Consider the following 14,383-nt stretch of genomic DNA (forward strand, 5'->3'; position numbering starts at 1 on the left):
CGCAGAACTGGCAGGAAGACTGCAATGGCCGGGGTGGACGGCATCAGTGCCCGGTCTGTGCCAGACGGTCTTCGAACCAGTCGCGCGCCTCGCGGCCGGAAATCTCCTCCAGCATCGCCAACAGATCCGGTGTCGTATCGATGCCATCGACCATGTAGCGAGTGATGAAGTGGTTGAAGGCCGGACGGCCCAGATAGGTTTCCAGTTCCCACAAGGCGACCGGCCCGGCCCGGTAATTGACCAGATAAGGACCGCGGTCCGTCGCGCCCGGCACCCAGATAGCCGGCAGGGCCTGTCCCTCTATCTGCGAGGCAAAGAGATTCATGCGATCAAGAAACACCGCTTCGCCGAAGTGTTCCCGCACCGCCATATTGCCGATATATTCGGCGAAGGATTCATTCAGCCAGTTCTCGACGGTGTTGAAATTCGCGCCGAAGCTCCAGTGATGGGACAATTCGTGACACAGGAATTGCGTCATGGTTTCCGCTTCGGTGTCAGAAATATCGGTCAGCGAAATATAGCTGCGCCGATTATAGGCGCTGCCGGACCGTCGATTGATCGTGAAATTGATATGCGGCAGGCGATCCATGCCGCCATAGAGCCCGTTCAGATAATCCACACAATAGGCGGCGGCGGAGATCAGCACGTCAGAGCCGTCATTGTTATCTCGCAGATCATGCAGGGAAAAACCGTCATGATGCGTGGTGCGGAATGACGGTGCCAGTGTGAAGGCAATATCGAGCGACGGCTCGGTATTGATGACGCGGACACCGGTAGGCCTTTCCACCACATCGCCATTGGCGATGCCGGACCAGGCCGCGCCGACATCAATCGTGAGGTCCGCCGTAAAGAAGCCCTGGAAGCTGGCATCAATCGGCAGCCAGAATCCGTCGACCGACAATTCCACCCGGTCGGGTGAAATATCATTGATGTCCGTGTCCATGGGCTCGGGGAAAAGGACACCATCATAGGTCAGTTCGATATGCCGGGGGGCGTCGCCGCGAGCCTCGTCCAGCTGGATGACGATAGCGTTGAACGGGCCTTGCGGAGCAATCTGGAAATTGGCGACATCGCCGCTCACCTCGACATTTCCGAGAGCGGAGCTCAGCAGGAAGGTCACCATTTGCTGGTCGGGATCCAGAATCCGGATATCCCAGTCGAGATCGATAAAGCCGGTTTCGGTCTGCGCCTCCATCTCGCCCTGATAATGATAGATTGGCTCGCCATACTGGGCATTCGCGGCCGACGTGATCAAAAATGCGGCACCTGCTGCCATGGAAAGAATGTTCATCAATCGACTACCTTGTCTGTTCTTTTGGACAAGGATGCGGCCATTCGGCGGATTGGATGCAAGAAACATCCAATCCGCCGGTGCCGCGCACCTCTAGGCGGCGGCCAGGGCCGCCAGCCGGGCATAGAGGCCATCGCCCTGAGCCGCGAGCTCGTCATGCGTGCCCTGTTCGACGATCCGGCCCCGGTCAAAGACCAGTATCCGGTCGGCATCGCGAATGGTCGACAGGCGGTGCGCAATGACAATCGTCGTCTTGTCCTGCGTCGCGCTTTCCAGCGCCGCCTGAACGTCCCGCTCCGTCTCGTTGTCGAGGCTGGAGGTTGCCTCGTCAAAGATCAGGATCGGCGCATCTGACAGGATCGCCCGGGCAATTGCCACGCGCTGGCGTTCCCCGCCCGACAGCTTCACCCCGCGCTCGCCAACCAGCGTGTCATAGCCGTCCGGCAGACGCTCGACGAAGTCATGGGCATTGGCGCGCCGGGCGGCCGCCTCGACCTCCTCCCGCGAGGCATCGGGCCGGGCATAGGCGATATTCTCGGCAATCGTCCGGTGGAAGAGGGCCGGATCCTGGGGCACCAGCGCCACCGCCTGCCGCAGGCTCGCCTGTGTCACCGAACGGACATCCTGACCGTCAATCACCACGCCGCCCGCCTGCACATCATAAAGGCGCTGCAGCAGTTTGACGAAGGTCGACTTGCCCGACCCGGTCGGCCCGACCAGCGCCACACGCTCACCCGGCGCGATGCGCAGGGAGAAACCGTCATAGAGGCGGCGCTTCTGGTTCTCATAGGCAAAGCCGACCTGATCAAAGACGATCTCGCCCCGGCCCGGCGCAAAGTCCGGCGCATCCGGCGCATCGGCGATCTGGACCGGCAATTGATCAAACCCGGCAATATCCTGAATCTCGTCCAGGCCCCGTTGCACGTTCTGAACTTCCTCGCCAAAGCGGCGCATATAACCGGCCATCATCATGAAGGCGGTGATCGCAAAGACGACATCGCCGGGGCTGGCCCGGTCCGCCATCCACATATTGATCAGAAGCCCCGTCAATCCGGCCTGCAGGCCGAGAATGGCGACAATCTGGATCAGCCAGGTATTTACAAAGCGCAGCCAGGTCTTCTTGACCTCCGCCCGCCAGCGCCAGGCGAGGGCGGAAAAACGGTCATCCTCGCGCGCTTCCGCGCCAAAGCTTTTCACCGTCGCAATACCGCCAATCGCATCGGCGACCGCGCCACCCAGCTCGGAATCAATGGCATTGGACTTGATGTTTTGCGGCCGGATATAGCTGTTGGCCGCCCACACGGTCGCGGCGACAAACAGCGTCGTCACGCCGAGCGAGAACGCGCCCACCATCCACCACTGGGTCAGCATGTACACGCCCAGCCCGTACATCACGAAGATCGACGGAAACAGACCGAACCACATGGTCGCGGTGATCGTGTCATAGGCCCACATGCCGCGCGTCACCTTGCGGACCACCGAGCCGGCAAAGGTATTGGCGTGCCAGTCCAGCGAGAAGCGCTGCACCTTGGCAAAGGCCTCCGAGACCATGTCGGCCATGTTGGCCGAGGAGAAACGCACTTCGAAGCGCACGGCGATCTGGCGGAACAGATTCACCATCGCCGCTAGCCCGATAAAGGCCGCATAGGCGGGCCAGTGCTCGCCTGAACCGCTGTTGAGCGCATCGATCAGGGCGCCGGCCGCGATCGGGATGAAGACGTCGGCGCAGGTCGCAATAATGGTGAACGCGACCAGCGCCGCGAAGAACCACGGACGGCGCGACCACTGCTTGAACAGAAAGCCGATGACGGCAAGGCTGGAGAGAATGCGCGGGGCGCGGGAAGTAGGCTGGGTCATTTCAGAATCGGACAAAATCTGTCCGCCTCATGCTGTTTCGGTCTTTAAAGGTGGAGGGGATCGCGGGAAAACCGGTCTGGCGTGATGCGAGGCATCGACGCGGGATCGTCCGGCAAGAGGCGATCGATCAGCCGCCTTCTAAAGTCGAATCTTGTGCATGGGTCTGAAACGCGCTCCAATGACTGTCTGGGGAAGCGGCTCTTACACGCGCATAACGGCGAGGGCCAGAAAAAGGTGCGCCGCAAATCGCCTTTGGCGCGAAAGCGCGGCATTGAGGTCACACTGGGTGTGGCCGGAGGGCAATATGAGTCAATTCAAAGGGCGTGTCCTGATCATCGCGGGATCGGATTCTGGCGGCGGTGCGGGCATCCAGGCCGACATCAAGACGGTGACCGCGCTGGGCGGCTATGCGGCAACCGCCATTACCGCCATCACGGTCCAGAACACGCTCGGCGTCACCGGCGTCCACCCTGTGCCGGTGGATATGGTCATCGCGCAGGCCCGCGCCGTGCTCGATGATATCGGCGCGGATGTTATCAAGACCGGCATGCTCGGCACGCCCGGACTCGTCGAAGCCGTGGCAGATCTTCTCGCCGATTATCCCGATATCCCGCTCGTGCTGGATCCCGTCATGGTGGCCACCTCCGGCGATCAGCTGGTCAGCGATGCGGCCGTGTCTGCAATCCGCGACCGTCTTCTGCCGCGCGCCGCCCTGATCACACCCAACGCACCTGAAGCGGAAAGGCTCACCGGACTGACGGTTTCCACCACGCAGGACCAGGCCGACGCCGGCAAGGCGCTGGTCGCCGCCGGTGCAGCCGCCGCGCTGGTCAAGGGCGGACATCTGTCCGGTCCCGTCATCAACGACGTTCTCGTCACCGCGGACATGACACGTGTGTTCGAGACCGAACGGCAGGACACAAGAAACACTCACGGCACGGGCTGCACGCTGGCCTCGGCGATTGCCGCCGGACTGGCGAAAGGCGCATCCTTGCCGGGTGCGATTGACGCGGCCGGCAGCTATCTTTCAGAGGCGATCCGCCGTGCGCCCGGTTTTGGCACCGGTCATGGTCCGGTCCATCATGCCTGGGTCGTGGATCGCTGAGTCCGCCGCGCCAGCGCGATGCCGGCCAATATGATCACAAGGCCGAGATAGGCATTCCAGCCGATGGCTTCCCCGAAAGCGAGGCCGGTGAAGAGCGCGACAATCGGCACCAGATAATTGACCAGTGACATGAAGCCGGCCCCGGCGCGCGCGATCAGGCCGACATAGAGCACGGTCGCCAGCGCTGTCGGCCCCACGGCCAGCCAGACGAGAGATCCCCATCCGGTGACCGTGGCCGGAAGATCGTTCACCGCCAGTTGCCAGATGCCGAACGGCGCCCCCCAGATCGAGGAACAGATCAGCGCGCCGGACGCCAGAATGGCGGGATGCGTCGGCGGTGCGCGCCGCGTCATGGTGGCGTTGAGGGCATAGGAGAGGGCCGCGCCGACTATGGCCAGCTGGGCCAGAAAGGTCGGACCACCCAGACCTGCCAGAGCCGCCGGACCGATCAGGATGACCGCCCCGGTGAAGCCGACGGCGAAACCGGCCAGCTTCCATCCGGTAATCTTCTCATTGGCGAAGAAATGCGCCAGCGCGACCGTGGACAAGGGCATGATCGCCAGCAGGATACCGGCCAGCGCGGACGGCAATTGCGTCTGTCCCAGCGGGATCAGGAAGAAGGGCAGGGCGTTTCCGAAAAATCCGAGGAAAATAAAGAATTTCCAGCGCGGATCGGAGAGCGGTGGCAGGCGATGTCCGCGCGCATAGGCAAAGACCGTCACCAGGATAGCGGCAATCGTCAGCCGGGAAAACGACAGGGCCGCCGGCGGCAGACTGTCCAGCGAAAAGCGGATGAAGATGAATGCGGTGCCCCACAATGCCGCCAGAAAAAGCAATAGCGTCCAGTCCTGCCAGCGCGGGTGCTGGGGATCACTCACGCCAGTTCGGCCTTTATGGCCGACGCAAAGCGATCAATGTCGGCGCCATCGGTATAGAGGTGCGGCGTCACCCGCAGGCGATCACCGCGCTGCGAAACGGACACGCCTCGCGCCATCAGGCGTCTGGCGAGGTCTTTCGGCGCGTGATCCGGCAAGGCCAGACACAGATAATGGCCGCCGCGATCCGGTGTATCGCAATGCGCGCCATAAGGCCGGACCGCATCCTCAATGTCTGTCGTGCGCGCCAGCAGGCCATCACGAAGCGTGTCCAGTCCGAGCCCGTTCAGCCATTTAAGGGATTCCAGCGCGGCCGGCACCAGCTGAAAGCCCGACCGTTCGCCCATATCGAATCGTCGCGCGCCCGGCGCATGGCGGTCGGCATAGTCGACCAGTCGCGCGAAATCCTCGGCGCCTTCGCGGACAATCCAGCCCTCTTCCAGCGGGATGCCGGACTGGTGTTCCGGCGCGATATAGCCATAGCCCATCGTATAGGGCCCCAGCAGCCATTTATAACCTGCGGCAATCGCAAAATCGGGCCGGATGGCCGCGAGATCAAACGGCGCGGTTCCCAGTGACTGGGTCAGATCAAGGACCAGTTTTGCGCCGTGCGCGCGCAGCTTGTCCGAGACCGCCTTCAGATCGACACGGCCGCCATCGGCCCAGTGGACTTCCGGCAGGGCGGCGATGGCGGTTTGCGGCCCGATCGCCGCCAGCACGGCCTCGGTCCAGCTCTCATTGGCCGAGCGCGTCACGGTCTTCATTGTAGCGCCGCTCTGCGCCGCTTTCTCGCGCCAGATATAGACATTGGAGGGAAACTGCCCGTCCAGCGCCAGAATCTCCTGACCGGTGCTCAGCGGCAGGTTTCGCGCGGCAATGGCGAGGCCATAGCTCGCCGCCGGAATCAGCGCGATATCATCTGCGGCTGCGCCGAACAGTTTTGCCGCCTCGGCCCGCAGCGCTTCTGGCTGGTCAAAAAACCGGTCCTGAATGTCCAGCTCCCACGGGCGTTGGCGCTGGTCATAGGCGGTCTGTCCCGCATTCGCCGCGAAGCGGGGCATCGGACCCATATAGGCGCAATTGAGATAAGCCAGATCACGCGGCAGGTCGAAGAGCGGGCGAAGCGTTTCAGAATTCATGCTCGCGATGTGGACTGGCCAATCCGTCAGGTCAAATCACCAAAACCCCCGGTCTGAAACAGTTTGCGAATTGACCGTCCGTATGTGGCGGGGCTAGGCCGGAAAAAACGCCGGGACTCGCCATGACCGAATATTCGAAACCGCATTTGCGCCCTTTTGATCCGCGCTTTTCCTGCGGCCCGACCAAAAAGCATCCGGGCTGGTCCGCAGATCAGCTGGCCAATGGCATGCTGGGACGCAGCCACCGCGCCAACGGCCCGCGCCAGCGCATCGTCGAAGCCTATGAGCGCACGGCCGCTCTGCTGGAATGCCCGGCGGATTACAGGGTCTCGATGGTGGCCGGGTCCGATACCGGTGCCATGGAAGCCGCCATGTGGTCGCTCCTGGGCCCGCGCGGCGTGGATGTCTTTGCCTGGGATATCTTCGGCGGGCGCTGGACCAAGGATGCGCGCGACGAGCTGAAACTGGAAGATTTGCGGATTTTCGAAGCCGATAGCGGCAACACGCCCGATTTCAGCCAGGCTGATCCATCGCGCGACATCATCTTCACCTGGAATGCCACAGCATCGGGCGCGCGGATCCCGAATACGGACTGGATTTCCGAGACCCGTGAGGGCCTCACCATTGTCGACGCCACATCGGCAGCCTTTGCCATGGAGCTCGACTGGTCGAAGATCGATGTCCTGACCTATTCCTGGCAGAAATCCCTTGGCGGCGAGGCCCAGCACGGCATGATCATTCTCGGGCCGCGCGCTATCGAGCGGCTGGCGCAGCATCGTCCGGCCTGGCCCGTGCCGCGCATTCTCCAGCTGCACAATGCGGAACGCACCGGCGTTCTGGAAGAAATCTTTGACGGCAAGACGGTGAACACGCCGTCATTGCTCTGTTTCGAGGACTATCTCATGTCGCTCAGATGGGCGGCGCGCGAAGGCGGACTCCCGGCGCTCATTGGCCGGGTAGACAGGAATTTCGCCGCGCTGACCGCATGGGTGGAACGTACCGGCTGGATTGACTGGCTCTGCACAGACGCGGCCACGCGCTCACCGGTCTCGGTCACGCTGAAGTTCGCCGAACCCGATATCGCAGCCCTGGATCAGGAAACGCAATGGCAACTGACCCGCAAGATGGTCGCGCTTCTGGAACGCGAGAATGCGGCGCTGGATGTCAATCCGCACCCGTCGGCACCGGCCGGCTTGCGCATCTGGTGTGGACCCACGGTCGAGGCCGATGATGTCGCCGCGCTCGGCCCGTGGCTGGACTGGGCCTATGCCGAGGCGCGCGCCGAAATGTAGCTTTGCGTGAGGCGCAACGCGTTCTAGACTGAAGGCCAACGCCGGACTGGCGTGATCAGGTAGGGGATAGGTTCATGAAAACATGTGTTCTCGCTGCAATGGGCGCAGCGCTATTGTCTGCGCCGGTATTGGCGGCAGATCATGAATGGGAATTTCGTCTGGGCGTGACCGCCCATGACCTCTCCGATCATGTCGAGGATGGCCCCAATATCACCGTCGGTCTTGTCGGCCCGCAGATCGAGGCCTTGAGCCTGATCTGGACGCCGCGCCCCTATGTCTACGGGTCGTTCAATACCAATGAATTGACCAATTTCGGCGGCGCCGGTCTCGAATGGGATTTCAATATTACCGAGAACCTGTCTTTCCAGCCCGCTTTCGGCCTGTCCTATAATGACGGCGTGCGCGATATCGACCGCACCGCCCCGCCGAGCGATCCGAACCGCATCCGTCTGGCCACCACGCGGTCATTGATGGGCGAGCACATTCTCTTTCACACGACATTCGCGCTGAATTACGAATTTTCCGACCAGATCACGGTCGCGGCCTATTACGAGCACATCTCGCATGGCCAGATTCTCGGCAGCGGGCGCAATCAGGCGCTCGACAATGCCGGTATCCGCTTCGGATATCGCTGGGGCCAGCGCTAGTCCGGCAACGTTGCTTTGCCCGATCCGGATGCAGGAGCGCCGCTGATCCGGGGGTGGATCAGCGGCGCAACGCATTCCGGGAGGACAGACAAAGGGACCGGGAGTCCTACTCGCCGGAATGCGTGTTCGGATCATCTTCCTGCCGGACATAACGGCCCGTAAACCAGACATCCCAACTTTCGGTTTCAGCATTATACTGTGTGAAATGCTGTGTCACGCTTCCATCGTCATTTGGCGTCCAGAGGCCACGAAATGGCGCGCGGTTGCCGTTCTGATGATAGAATATTCCACCTTCGAGGAACATGGCGCCATCCCCGTTCAGCTCGCCCGTATAATCGATATAGGCCCCGGCGCTCATCCACACCTGACGCCAGGCATCCTGAAGCGGATCATAATAATTCATCGAAAAACCCGAAGATCCGCTGGCACCCGACCAGTGTTCCTCGATCAGACATCCGCCTTGAGTCTTCCGGATGGAATTGGTGCCGGCAAATTCTCCAGCCGGGCCATAGACATTCCACTCGCCCACCCAGAAGTCGAAATCAGTGCGGCTTTCCATGGAATCACATCCAGGTGGCGGGTTCTGGGCTGCGGCGGTGGCAGGATACAGGGCCAGAAGGCTGGCCAGGATTATCAGCTTGCGTAACATCATCTCCCCTTCCGTAAAGCAGGCTTCCAGAACGGAGACTAGGCTGATAGACCGCGCTTGGCGTCTCACATTACCGTGAGACAATTCGACCTGTGTGGAGAGATGTGAATGGCCAATGTGACCGTCGTCGGCGCGCAATGGGGAGATGAGGGCAAGGGCAAGATTGTCGACTGGCTCTCGCATCGCGCGGATGTCGTGGCGCGTTTCCAGGGCGGACATAATGCCGGCCATACGCTGGTCGTCGGCGAGGCCGTCTACAAGCTGTCGCTTTTCCCGTCCGGCGTGGTGCGCGGAAAGCTCTCCGTCATCGGCAATGGCGTGGTCGTCGACCCCTGGGCCTTCCGGGACGAGAAGCAGCGGCTGGAAGACCAGGGCGTGCACATCACCCCGGACCTCGTCAGGATTTCCGAAACGGCCAGCCTCATTCTCCCGGTGCATCGCGAGCTCGATGCGCTACGCGAGAACCGCGATGACGGCATGGCCATCGGCACCACACGCCGCGGCATCGGCCCCGCGTATGAGGACAAGGTCGGCCGCCGCTCCATCCGGGTCTGTGATCTCGCCGATCCGGCTTCCTTGCCAGCCAAGGTCAAAGACCTGCTGCACCACCACAATGCCATCCGCAAAGGCCTCGGCCAGCCGGAATATGAAACCGGAGAGCTGGTGGCCGCTCTGGAAGAGATCGCCCCCGTCATCCTGCCCTATATGTCCCCGGTGTGGCGTGATCTGGATCAGGCGATCCGCGAGGACAGGAAAATCCTGTTCGAAGGCGCGCAAGGCGCCATGCTGGATGTCGACCACGGCACCTATCCCTATGTGACCTCGTCCAACACAGTGGCCGGCCAGGCATCCGCCGGAACCGGCGTCGGACCGAAATCAGCCGGCTATGGCCTCGGCATTGTGAAGGCCTACACGACCCGCGTGGGCGAGGGGCCTTTCCCGACCGAACTGAAAGACGAAATCGGCCAGAAGCTGGGTGAAAAGGGCCGTGAATTCGGCGTCGTGACCGGACGCCAGCGCCGCTGCGGCTGGTTTGATGCCGTGCTGGTCCGTCAGGCCGTTACCGTGGGCGGGCTGGATGGCGTCGTGCTCACCAAGCTGGATGTGCTAGATGGCTTTGATGAATTGAAAATCTGCATCGCCTACGAGATTGATGGCGAGCGCTATGATCGCCTGCCGCCGGAACGAGGCCTGCAGGCGCGCGCCAGGCCGGTGTACGAGACCATTGAAGGCTGGTCGGACTCCACATTCGGCGCCCGCGAATGGGGCCAGCTTCCGGCCGCTGCGGTCAAGTATGTGCGCCGGGTGGAGGAGCTGATCGGCGTGCCGGTGGCCATGCTGTCCACCAGCCCCGAGCGCGAGGATGTCATCCTCGTCACCGACCCCTTCCGGGGTTAGGTCAGCCTGTCGCGGCGGACGTCAGCAGCGTCCGCCGGGCCTGGGCCTTGCGCTGCATCCGCGACTTCCACGCCAGCGCCGGTTTTTCGACCGCCACCCGCATCAGCCAGCCACTGATCGTTGCACCGGGCACCATGACGGCAAACAGGAAAGCGGCACCCGCGCCCGGAAACAGCGCCAGCGTCATCTGGCCGATGGGCCAGTGCAGGATATAGACGCCGTAGGAAATGTCCTCGACGTCGCGGATGGCTTTGCCGGTCTTGCCTGGGATCATCAGATAGCCGGCCCAGAGCGTGACATAGGCCATGGCGATCTGGCCGGAGATCATCGCGGCCGGTGTGTCGCGCAGAATGAAGGCGAAACCGATCAGCATCACCGCCCAGCCCGGTGCCAGCGGAATGCGGTCGCGCCAGGCATACATCACCGCCCCGGTCATGAAGGCCCCGCCAAAGCGCGCCGCGGCAAACAGCGTGCCTTCGCCCATGCCTTCATAGGGCATCAGCAATTCAAAATCCGACAGCATCGCCGCTGCGGCGAAGATCGCCAGAATGCCCCACTTGTTCCGGAACAGGCCGATGGCAGCCAGTATTCCGGCGGCCAGATAGGCCAGCAATTCATAGCGGATCGTCCACAGCGGGCCATTCATGTCGGTCAGCGGATGGGTGGCAAACACACCCGGCAGGCTGGCTTGCGGATCGGCCTGGCCGACGATCAGGAAGGGAAAGAGCAGGGTGTCCGGCCGGCTCCAGTATTCGGCCAGCGGCAGGGTGGAAAAGAGCGGCCCGACGGCCAGCCAGAGGATCAGCATCGCCGCGATTAGGCCCGGGAAAATCCGGAATATCCGCGCCAGCGCAAATCGGGTCATATCGCGCGAACGCATCAGGCTGGCGGCGATCATGTAGCCGGAGAGGATGAAGAAGCCGTCGAGCGCAAACTGCACCGCGCCGTCGACGAATTCCGGGAAGGCGCCTGTGATCGGCAGGCCGATGGGCAACATGATGGCATGGCCCGCCAGCACCAGAAAGGCAAAGGCAGTGCGAAGGGCGGTGAAGTTATTGGCACGGTCTTCCAGCCGCCCGTGCGTGCCGGCAAACAACATTCCGGTCCAGTTTGATACGCGCATCTCGCGCCTCCGATCCAACCGGATTTCCACCGCAAGAAACGGACCGCGCCCTTGCTCCCGTCGAACGTCTCTGCGAGGGTGACGGCGTCCAGGGGGTGCCCCATGCGATTCTGCGCGGGCTGAGACTTTACCCTTAACAACCGGATCCGGGTCATGCCGGCGGCGGGATGGAGTAGAGACGCGATGACGCGCGAGGAATTCGATGAGTATTGCCGCGGCCTGCCGCACACCACCCATGTGGTGCAATGGGGCAATGCCTCGGTCTGGAAGATCGGCGGCAAGGTCTTCACCGTCGGCGGCTGGAATGAGGATGAGGCCGCGTTCTGCGTCTCCTTCAAGACCTCTGACACCTCCTTTGAAATCCTCAGCGAACAGCCCGGCTGCCGCCCCGCGCCCTATCTCGCCTCGCGCGGCATGAAATGGATCCAGCGCACCGGCAAGAAGACCCTCTCGGATGCGGATCTGAAAGATTATCTCGCCGAGAGCTATCGCATCGTTGGCACGGGGCTGACGAAGAAGCTGCAAGGCGAACTGGGATTCCTCGATCAGGAGATGAAGGCATGAAACACGTTCCCACAATAATGCTGACCGCACTGCTCCTCGCCGCGTGCAGCCCCAGTGAAGTGGATGCACCGGACGGCGCGTCCGTCCCCGGCGTTACGGCGGAACAGATGGCGCTTGATCCCGAATCGCTCAACGCCCTGCTGCTGGCGGAAGCCGACAACCTCGTCCCGTCCGACTGGTCGACGGGAGAGCCGGCGCCGGACACCGCGCTGGTCTACTGGTATGTGCCCGAATTGCGCGAGGGCATCACCGCCGATTCCGACTGCACGCCGCAGGACGAGCCCGCCAGCTATGACTGCACGCTCACCCTGACCGCGCCGAATCCCGAAGCCGACGAGGAAGAGCGCCGCGATGTCACAGCCATGTACCGGCTCCAGGTGCGCGTGAATGACGATAACAGCCTCACCCTGCTCAGCCCCAATGTTCGCTGGGCCGTGCAGGGCTGACGCTAATCCCGAAAAGAAAGACACCCATGAACAAGCCCACAAACCAGAACGCCTTCGAGACGCCGAAAGTCACCACCGGGCCGCTGCCGGGTTCATCGCGGGTCTATTCACACCCGAAAGCCGCGCCGCACCTGTCCGTGCCGCACCGCGAGATCGAGCTGCACCCGACGGCAATGGAGCCACCGGTCCGCGTCTATGACACGTCCGGCCCCTATGCCGATCCGGATGCGGCCATCGACGTCGAGGCGGGCCTGCCGCGCTGGCGCACCGAGCGCATCTTGGCGCGCGGCGGGGTTGAGGCGCATGAGGGCCGCGAGCCCACCCCGCTGGATAATGGCGGGGCCACCGGCAAATATCTCGCCCGGGCGTTTCCGGTTCGGCACAAGCCGCTCAAGGCCACGGGCTCGGCCCCCGTCACTCAGTTCGAATTCGCCCGCGCCGGCATCATCACCGACGAAATGATCTACGCCGCCGAGCGCGAAAATCTCGGCCGCACACACGCTCTGCCCGATGCCGCGAAAAACCTCGCCGATGGTGAAAGCTTCGGCGCGTCCGTGCCGGAATTCGTCACCCCGGAATTTGTCCGCGACGAGATCGCCCGCGGCCGCGCCATCATCCCGGCCAATATCAACCACCCGAGGTCGAGCCGATGATCATCGGCCGCAACTTCCTGGTGAAGATCAACGCCAACATCGGCAACTCGGCCGTTCTCAGCTCGGTCGATGACGAGGTCGACAAGCTGGTCTGGGCCACCCGCTGGGGCGCCGACAACGTCATGGACCTGTCGACCGGCCGGAACATCCACAACATCCGCGACTGGATCATCCGCAACTCATCCGTGCCCATCGGCACCGTGCCCATCTATCAGGCGCTGGAAAGGTCGAATGGCATGGCCGAGGACCTGACGTGGGAGGTGTTCCGCGACACGCTGATCGAACAGGCCGAACAGGGCGTGGACTATTTCACCATCCACGCCGGCGTGCGCCTGCCCTTCGTGCCGATGACGGCCAAACGCGTGACCGGCATCGTCTCCCGGGCGGCTCGATCATGGCCAAGTGGTGCCTGGCTCACCACAAGGAAAGCTTCCTGTACGAGCACTTCGCCGAGATCTGCGAAATTATGAAGGCCTATGATGTCAGCTTCAGCCTTGGCGACGGCCTGCGGCCCGGCTCGATTGCCGACGCTAACGACGCGGCTCAGTTCGGCGAGCTGCGAAACCCTGGGTGAACTGACCAAAATCGCCTGGAAACACGACGGCTGTCGGGTGCATGATTGAGGGCCCGGCCATGTGCCCGATGCATCAAGGTCAAGGCCAATATGGACAAGCAGCTCGAATGCTGCCACGAAGCGCCTTTCTACACCCTGGGGCCTCTGATCACCTGACATCGCCCCGGCTATGACCACATCACCTCCGGCCATCGGGGCCGCCATGATCGGTTGGTACGGCTGTGCCATGCTCTGCTACGTCACGCCCAAGGAGCACCTGGGCCTGCCCGAACCGTCAGGACGTGAAGGACGGCATCATTACCTACAAGATCGCCGCCCACGCAGCCGACCTGGCCAAAGGGCATCCGCCGGCGCCCAGATTCGCGACAACGCCCTGTCACAAGGCCCGGTTCGAGTTCCGCTGGGAAGACCAGTTCAACCTCGGGCTGGACCCCGACACCGCCCGCAAATACCACGACGAGACCTTGCCGAAAGGAATCCGCCAAGACCGCCCACTTTTGCTCCATGTGCGGACCCAAATTCTGCTCTATGAAGATCACGCAGGAAATCAGGGATGAGTTCGGGAGTGCGCGGGCGCCGAACTCGGTCGATGAAGCCGAGACCCACCCACCTCATCCTGAGGTGCGAGCGAATGCGAGCCTCGAAGGATCGGACATCACGCCAACCGACATCGAACAGCGCATGGCGGAAAAGGCCCGCGAATTCAACGAAAAGGGCGGCGAGATTTATCTGGCTGAGGAGCGGCCGGCGAAGTCGGCGGATTGATCCGG

15 protein-coding genes, 1 pseudogene and 1 riboswitch are annotated in these 14,383 nt (G+C 62.5%); of the genes and pseudogenes, 10 read left to right on the forward strand and 6 right to left on the reverse strand.

Annotation, left to right across the window (positions count from 1 at the left end; genetic code table 11):
* Positions 1–43: 43 nt before the first annotated feature.
* Together HXX25_RS00515 and HXX25_RS00520 are read right to left on the reverse strand one after the other, a co-directional pair.
* Complete coding sequence (locus HXX25_RS00515; protein WP_187166486.1) at positions 44–1,291, reverse strand: hypothetical protein; 1,248 nt, start codon at positions 1,289–1,291, stop codon at positions 44–46.
* A 93-nt stretch (positions 1,292–1,384) separates the two neighbouring features.
* On the reverse strand, positions 1,385–3,148 hold the full coding sequence (locus HXX25_RS00520) for an ABC transporter ATP-binding protein (RefSeq protein ID WP_187166488.1): 1,764 nt from the start codon (positions 3,146–3,148) through the stop codon (positions 1,385–1,387).
* A 304-nt stretch (positions 3,149–3,452) separates the two neighbouring features.
* Here HXX25_RS00520 and thiD point away from each other — a divergent pair, with 304 nt between their 5' ends.
* Entirely contained in the window at positions 3,453–4,253 is an 801-nt protein-coding gene (thiD, locus tag HXX25_RS00525) for a bifunctional hydroxymethylpyrimidine kinase/phosphomethylpyrimidine kinase (RefSeq protein ID WP_187166490.1), read from the forward strand.
* Here the strand turns inward: thiD and HXX25_RS00530 are convergent.
* A complete protein-coding gene (locus tag HXX25_RS00530) occupies positions 4,229–5,131 on the reverse strand; it encodes a DMT family transporter (RefSeq protein ID WP_187166491.1) in 903 nt (300 codons plus the stop codon). The genes thiD and HXX25_RS00530 overlap by 25 nt on opposite strands.
* A complete protein-coding gene (locus HXX25_RS00535) occupies positions 5,128–6,267 on the reverse strand; it encodes an aminotransferase class V-fold PLP-dependent enzyme (protein ID WP_233346745.1) in 1,140 nt (379 codons plus the stop codon). The genes HXX25_RS00530 and HXX25_RS00535 overlap by 4 nt, the downstream gene beginning before the upstream one ends.
* A 122-nt stretch (positions 6,268–6,389) precedes the next feature.
* Between HXX25_RS00535 and HXX25_RS00540 the strand changes: the two genes are divergently transcribed.
* On the forward strand, positions 6,390–7,559 hold the full coding sequence (locus HXX25_RS00540) for a phosphoserine transaminase (RefSeq protein WP_187166497.1): 1,170 nt from the start codon (positions 6,390–6,392) through the stop codon (positions 7,557–7,559).
* A gap of 74 nt (positions 7,560–7,633) precedes the next feature.
* The gene (locus tag HXX25_RS00545; RefSeq protein WP_187166499.1) at positions 7,634–8,206 is read left to right on the forward strand and encodes an acyloxyacyl hydrolase; all 573 of its coding nucleotides are present in this window, start codon (positions 7,634–7,636) and stop codon (positions 8,204–8,206) included.
* A gap of 106 nt (positions 8,207–8,312) precedes the next feature.
* Here the strand turns inward: HXX25_RS00545 and HXX25_RS00550 are convergent, their stop codons facing one another.
* Positions 8,313–8,858, reverse strand: coding sequence for a hypothetical protein (locus HXX25_RS00550; protein ID WP_187166501.1), 546 nt, complete (start codon positions 8,856–8,858; stop codon positions 8,313–8,315).
* 105 nt (positions 8,859–8,963) lie between these two features.
* Here HXX25_RS00550 and HXX25_RS00555 point away from each other — a divergent pair, with 105 nt between their 5' ends.
* Positions 8,964–10,253 carry an adenylosuccinate synthase gene (locus HXX25_RS00555; RefSeq protein ID WP_187166503.1) on the forward strand — a complete coding sequence of 430 codons (1,290 nt, stop codon included), beginning with the start codon at positions 8,964–8,966 and terminating at the stop codon, positions 10,251–10,253.
* Between the two features lies 1 nt (position 10,254).
* Here the strand turns inward: HXX25_RS00555 and HXX25_RS00560 are convergent, their stop codons facing one another.
* Entirely contained in the window at positions 10,255–11,376 is a 1,122-nt protein-coding gene (locus HXX25_RS00560) for an acyltransferase (protein WP_187166505.1), read from the reverse strand.
* Between the two features lie 81 nt (positions 11,377–11,457).
* A riboswitch (TPP riboswitch) is annotated at positions 11,458–11,561 on the forward strand.
* Between HXX25_RS00560 and HXX25_RS00565 the strand changes: the two genes are divergently transcribed.
* From HXX25_RS00565 to HXX25_RS14130, 6 genes and pseudogenes are all read left to right on the forward strand, one after another.
* Positions 11,560–11,940 (forward strand): MmcQ/YjbR family DNA-binding protein, encoded by a 381-nt coding sequence (locus HXX25_RS00565; RefSeq protein WP_187166506.1) that lies wholly within the window; start codon positions 11,560–11,562, stop codon positions 11,938–11,940. (Overlaps the previous riboswitch by 2 nt.)
* Complete coding sequence (locus HXX25_RS00570; RefSeq protein ID WP_187166508.1) at positions 11,937–12,386, forward strand: hypothetical protein; 450 nt, start codon at positions 11,937–11,939, stop codon at positions 12,384–12,386. The genes HXX25_RS00565 and HXX25_RS00570 overlap by 4 nt, the downstream gene beginning before the upstream one ends.
* A gap of 26 nt (positions 12,387–12,412) precedes the next feature.
* The gene (locus HXX25_RS14115; protein ID WP_304607831.1) at positions 12,413–13,039 is read left to right on the forward strand and encodes a phosphomethylpyrimidine synthase ThiC; all 627 of its coding nucleotides are present in this window, start codon (positions 12,413–12,415) and stop codon (positions 13,037–13,039) included.
* A pseudogene (locus tag HXX25_RS14210) lies at positions 13,036–13,769 on the forward strand (phosphomethylpyrimidine synthase ThiC). Before HXX25_RS14115 ends, HXX25_RS14210 begins: the two are co-directional and overlap by 4 nt.
* A 125-nt stretch (positions 13,770–13,894) precedes the next feature.
* Entirely contained in the window at positions 13,895–14,170 is a 276-nt protein-coding gene (locus tag HXX25_RS14125) for a phosphomethylpyrimidine synthase ThiC (protein WP_370543742.1), read from the forward strand.
* Positions 14,142–14,378, forward strand: a complete 237-nt coding sequence (locus tag HXX25_RS14130) for a hypothetical protein (protein WP_233346747.1) — start codon at positions 14,142–14,144, stop codon at positions 14,376–14,378. The genes HXX25_RS14125 and HXX25_RS14130 overlap by 29 nt, the downstream gene beginning before the upstream one ends.
* The last annotated feature ends 5 nt before the right edge of the window (positions 14,379–14,383 follow it).

This window comes from Hyphobacterium sp. CCMP332 (assembly GCF_014323565.1).
Taxonomy (GTDB): domain Bacteria; phylum Pseudomonadota; class Alphaproteobacteria; order Caulobacterales; family Maricaulaceae; genus Hyphobacterium.

Coding starts and splice junctions, on each gene's coding strand:
- HXX25_RS14115 (WP_304607831.1), top strand. CDS start 12,413: ATGAACAAGCCCACAAACCAGAACGCCTTCGAGACGCCGAAAGTCACC.
- HXX25_RS00515 (WP_187166486.1), bottom strand. CDS start 1,291: ATGAACATTCTTTCCATGGCAGCAGGTGCCGCATTTTTGATCACGTCG.
- HXX25_RS14130 (WP_233346747.1), top strand. CDS start 14,142: ATGAAGATCACGCAGGAAATCAGGGATGAGTTCGGGAGTGCGCGGGCG.
- HXX25_RS00560 (WP_187166505.1), bottom strand. CDS start 11,376: ATGCGCGTATCAAACTGGACCGGAATGTTGTTTGCCGGCACGCACGGG.
- HXX25_RS00555 (WP_187166503.1), top strand. CDS start 8,964: ATGGCCAATGTGACCGTCGTCGGCGCGCAATGGGGAGATGAGGGCAAG.
- HXX25_RS00545 (WP_187166499.1), top strand. CDS start 7,634: ATGAAAACATGTGTTCTCGCTGCAATGGGCGCAGCGCTATTGTCTGCG.
- thiD (WP_187166490.1), top strand. CDS start 3,453: ATGAGTCAATTCAAAGGGCGTGTCCTGATCATCGCGGGATCGGATTCT.
- HXX25_RS00550 (WP_187166501.1), bottom strand. CDS start 8,858: ATGATGTTACGCAAGCTGATAATCCTGGCCAGCCTTCTGGCCCTGTAT.
- HXX25_RS00565 (WP_187166506.1), top strand. CDS start 11,560: ATGACGCGCGAGGAATTCGATGAGTATTGCCGCGGCCTGCCGCACACC.
- HXX25_RS00520 (WP_187166488.1), bottom strand. CDS start 3,148: ATGACCCAGCCTACTTCCCGCGCCCCGCGCATTCTCTCCAGCCTTGCC.
- HXX25_RS00540 (WP_187166497.1), top strand. CDS start 6,390: ATGACCGAATATTCGAAACCGCATTTGCGCCCTTTTGATCCGCGCTTT.
- HXX25_RS00535 (WP_233346745.1), bottom strand. CDS start 6,267: ATGAATTCTGAAACGCTTCGCCCGCTCTTCGACCTGCCGCGTGATCTG.
- HXX25_RS00570 (WP_187166508.1), top strand. CDS start 11,937: ATGAAACACGTTCCCACAATAATGCTGACCGCACTGCTCCTCGCCGCG.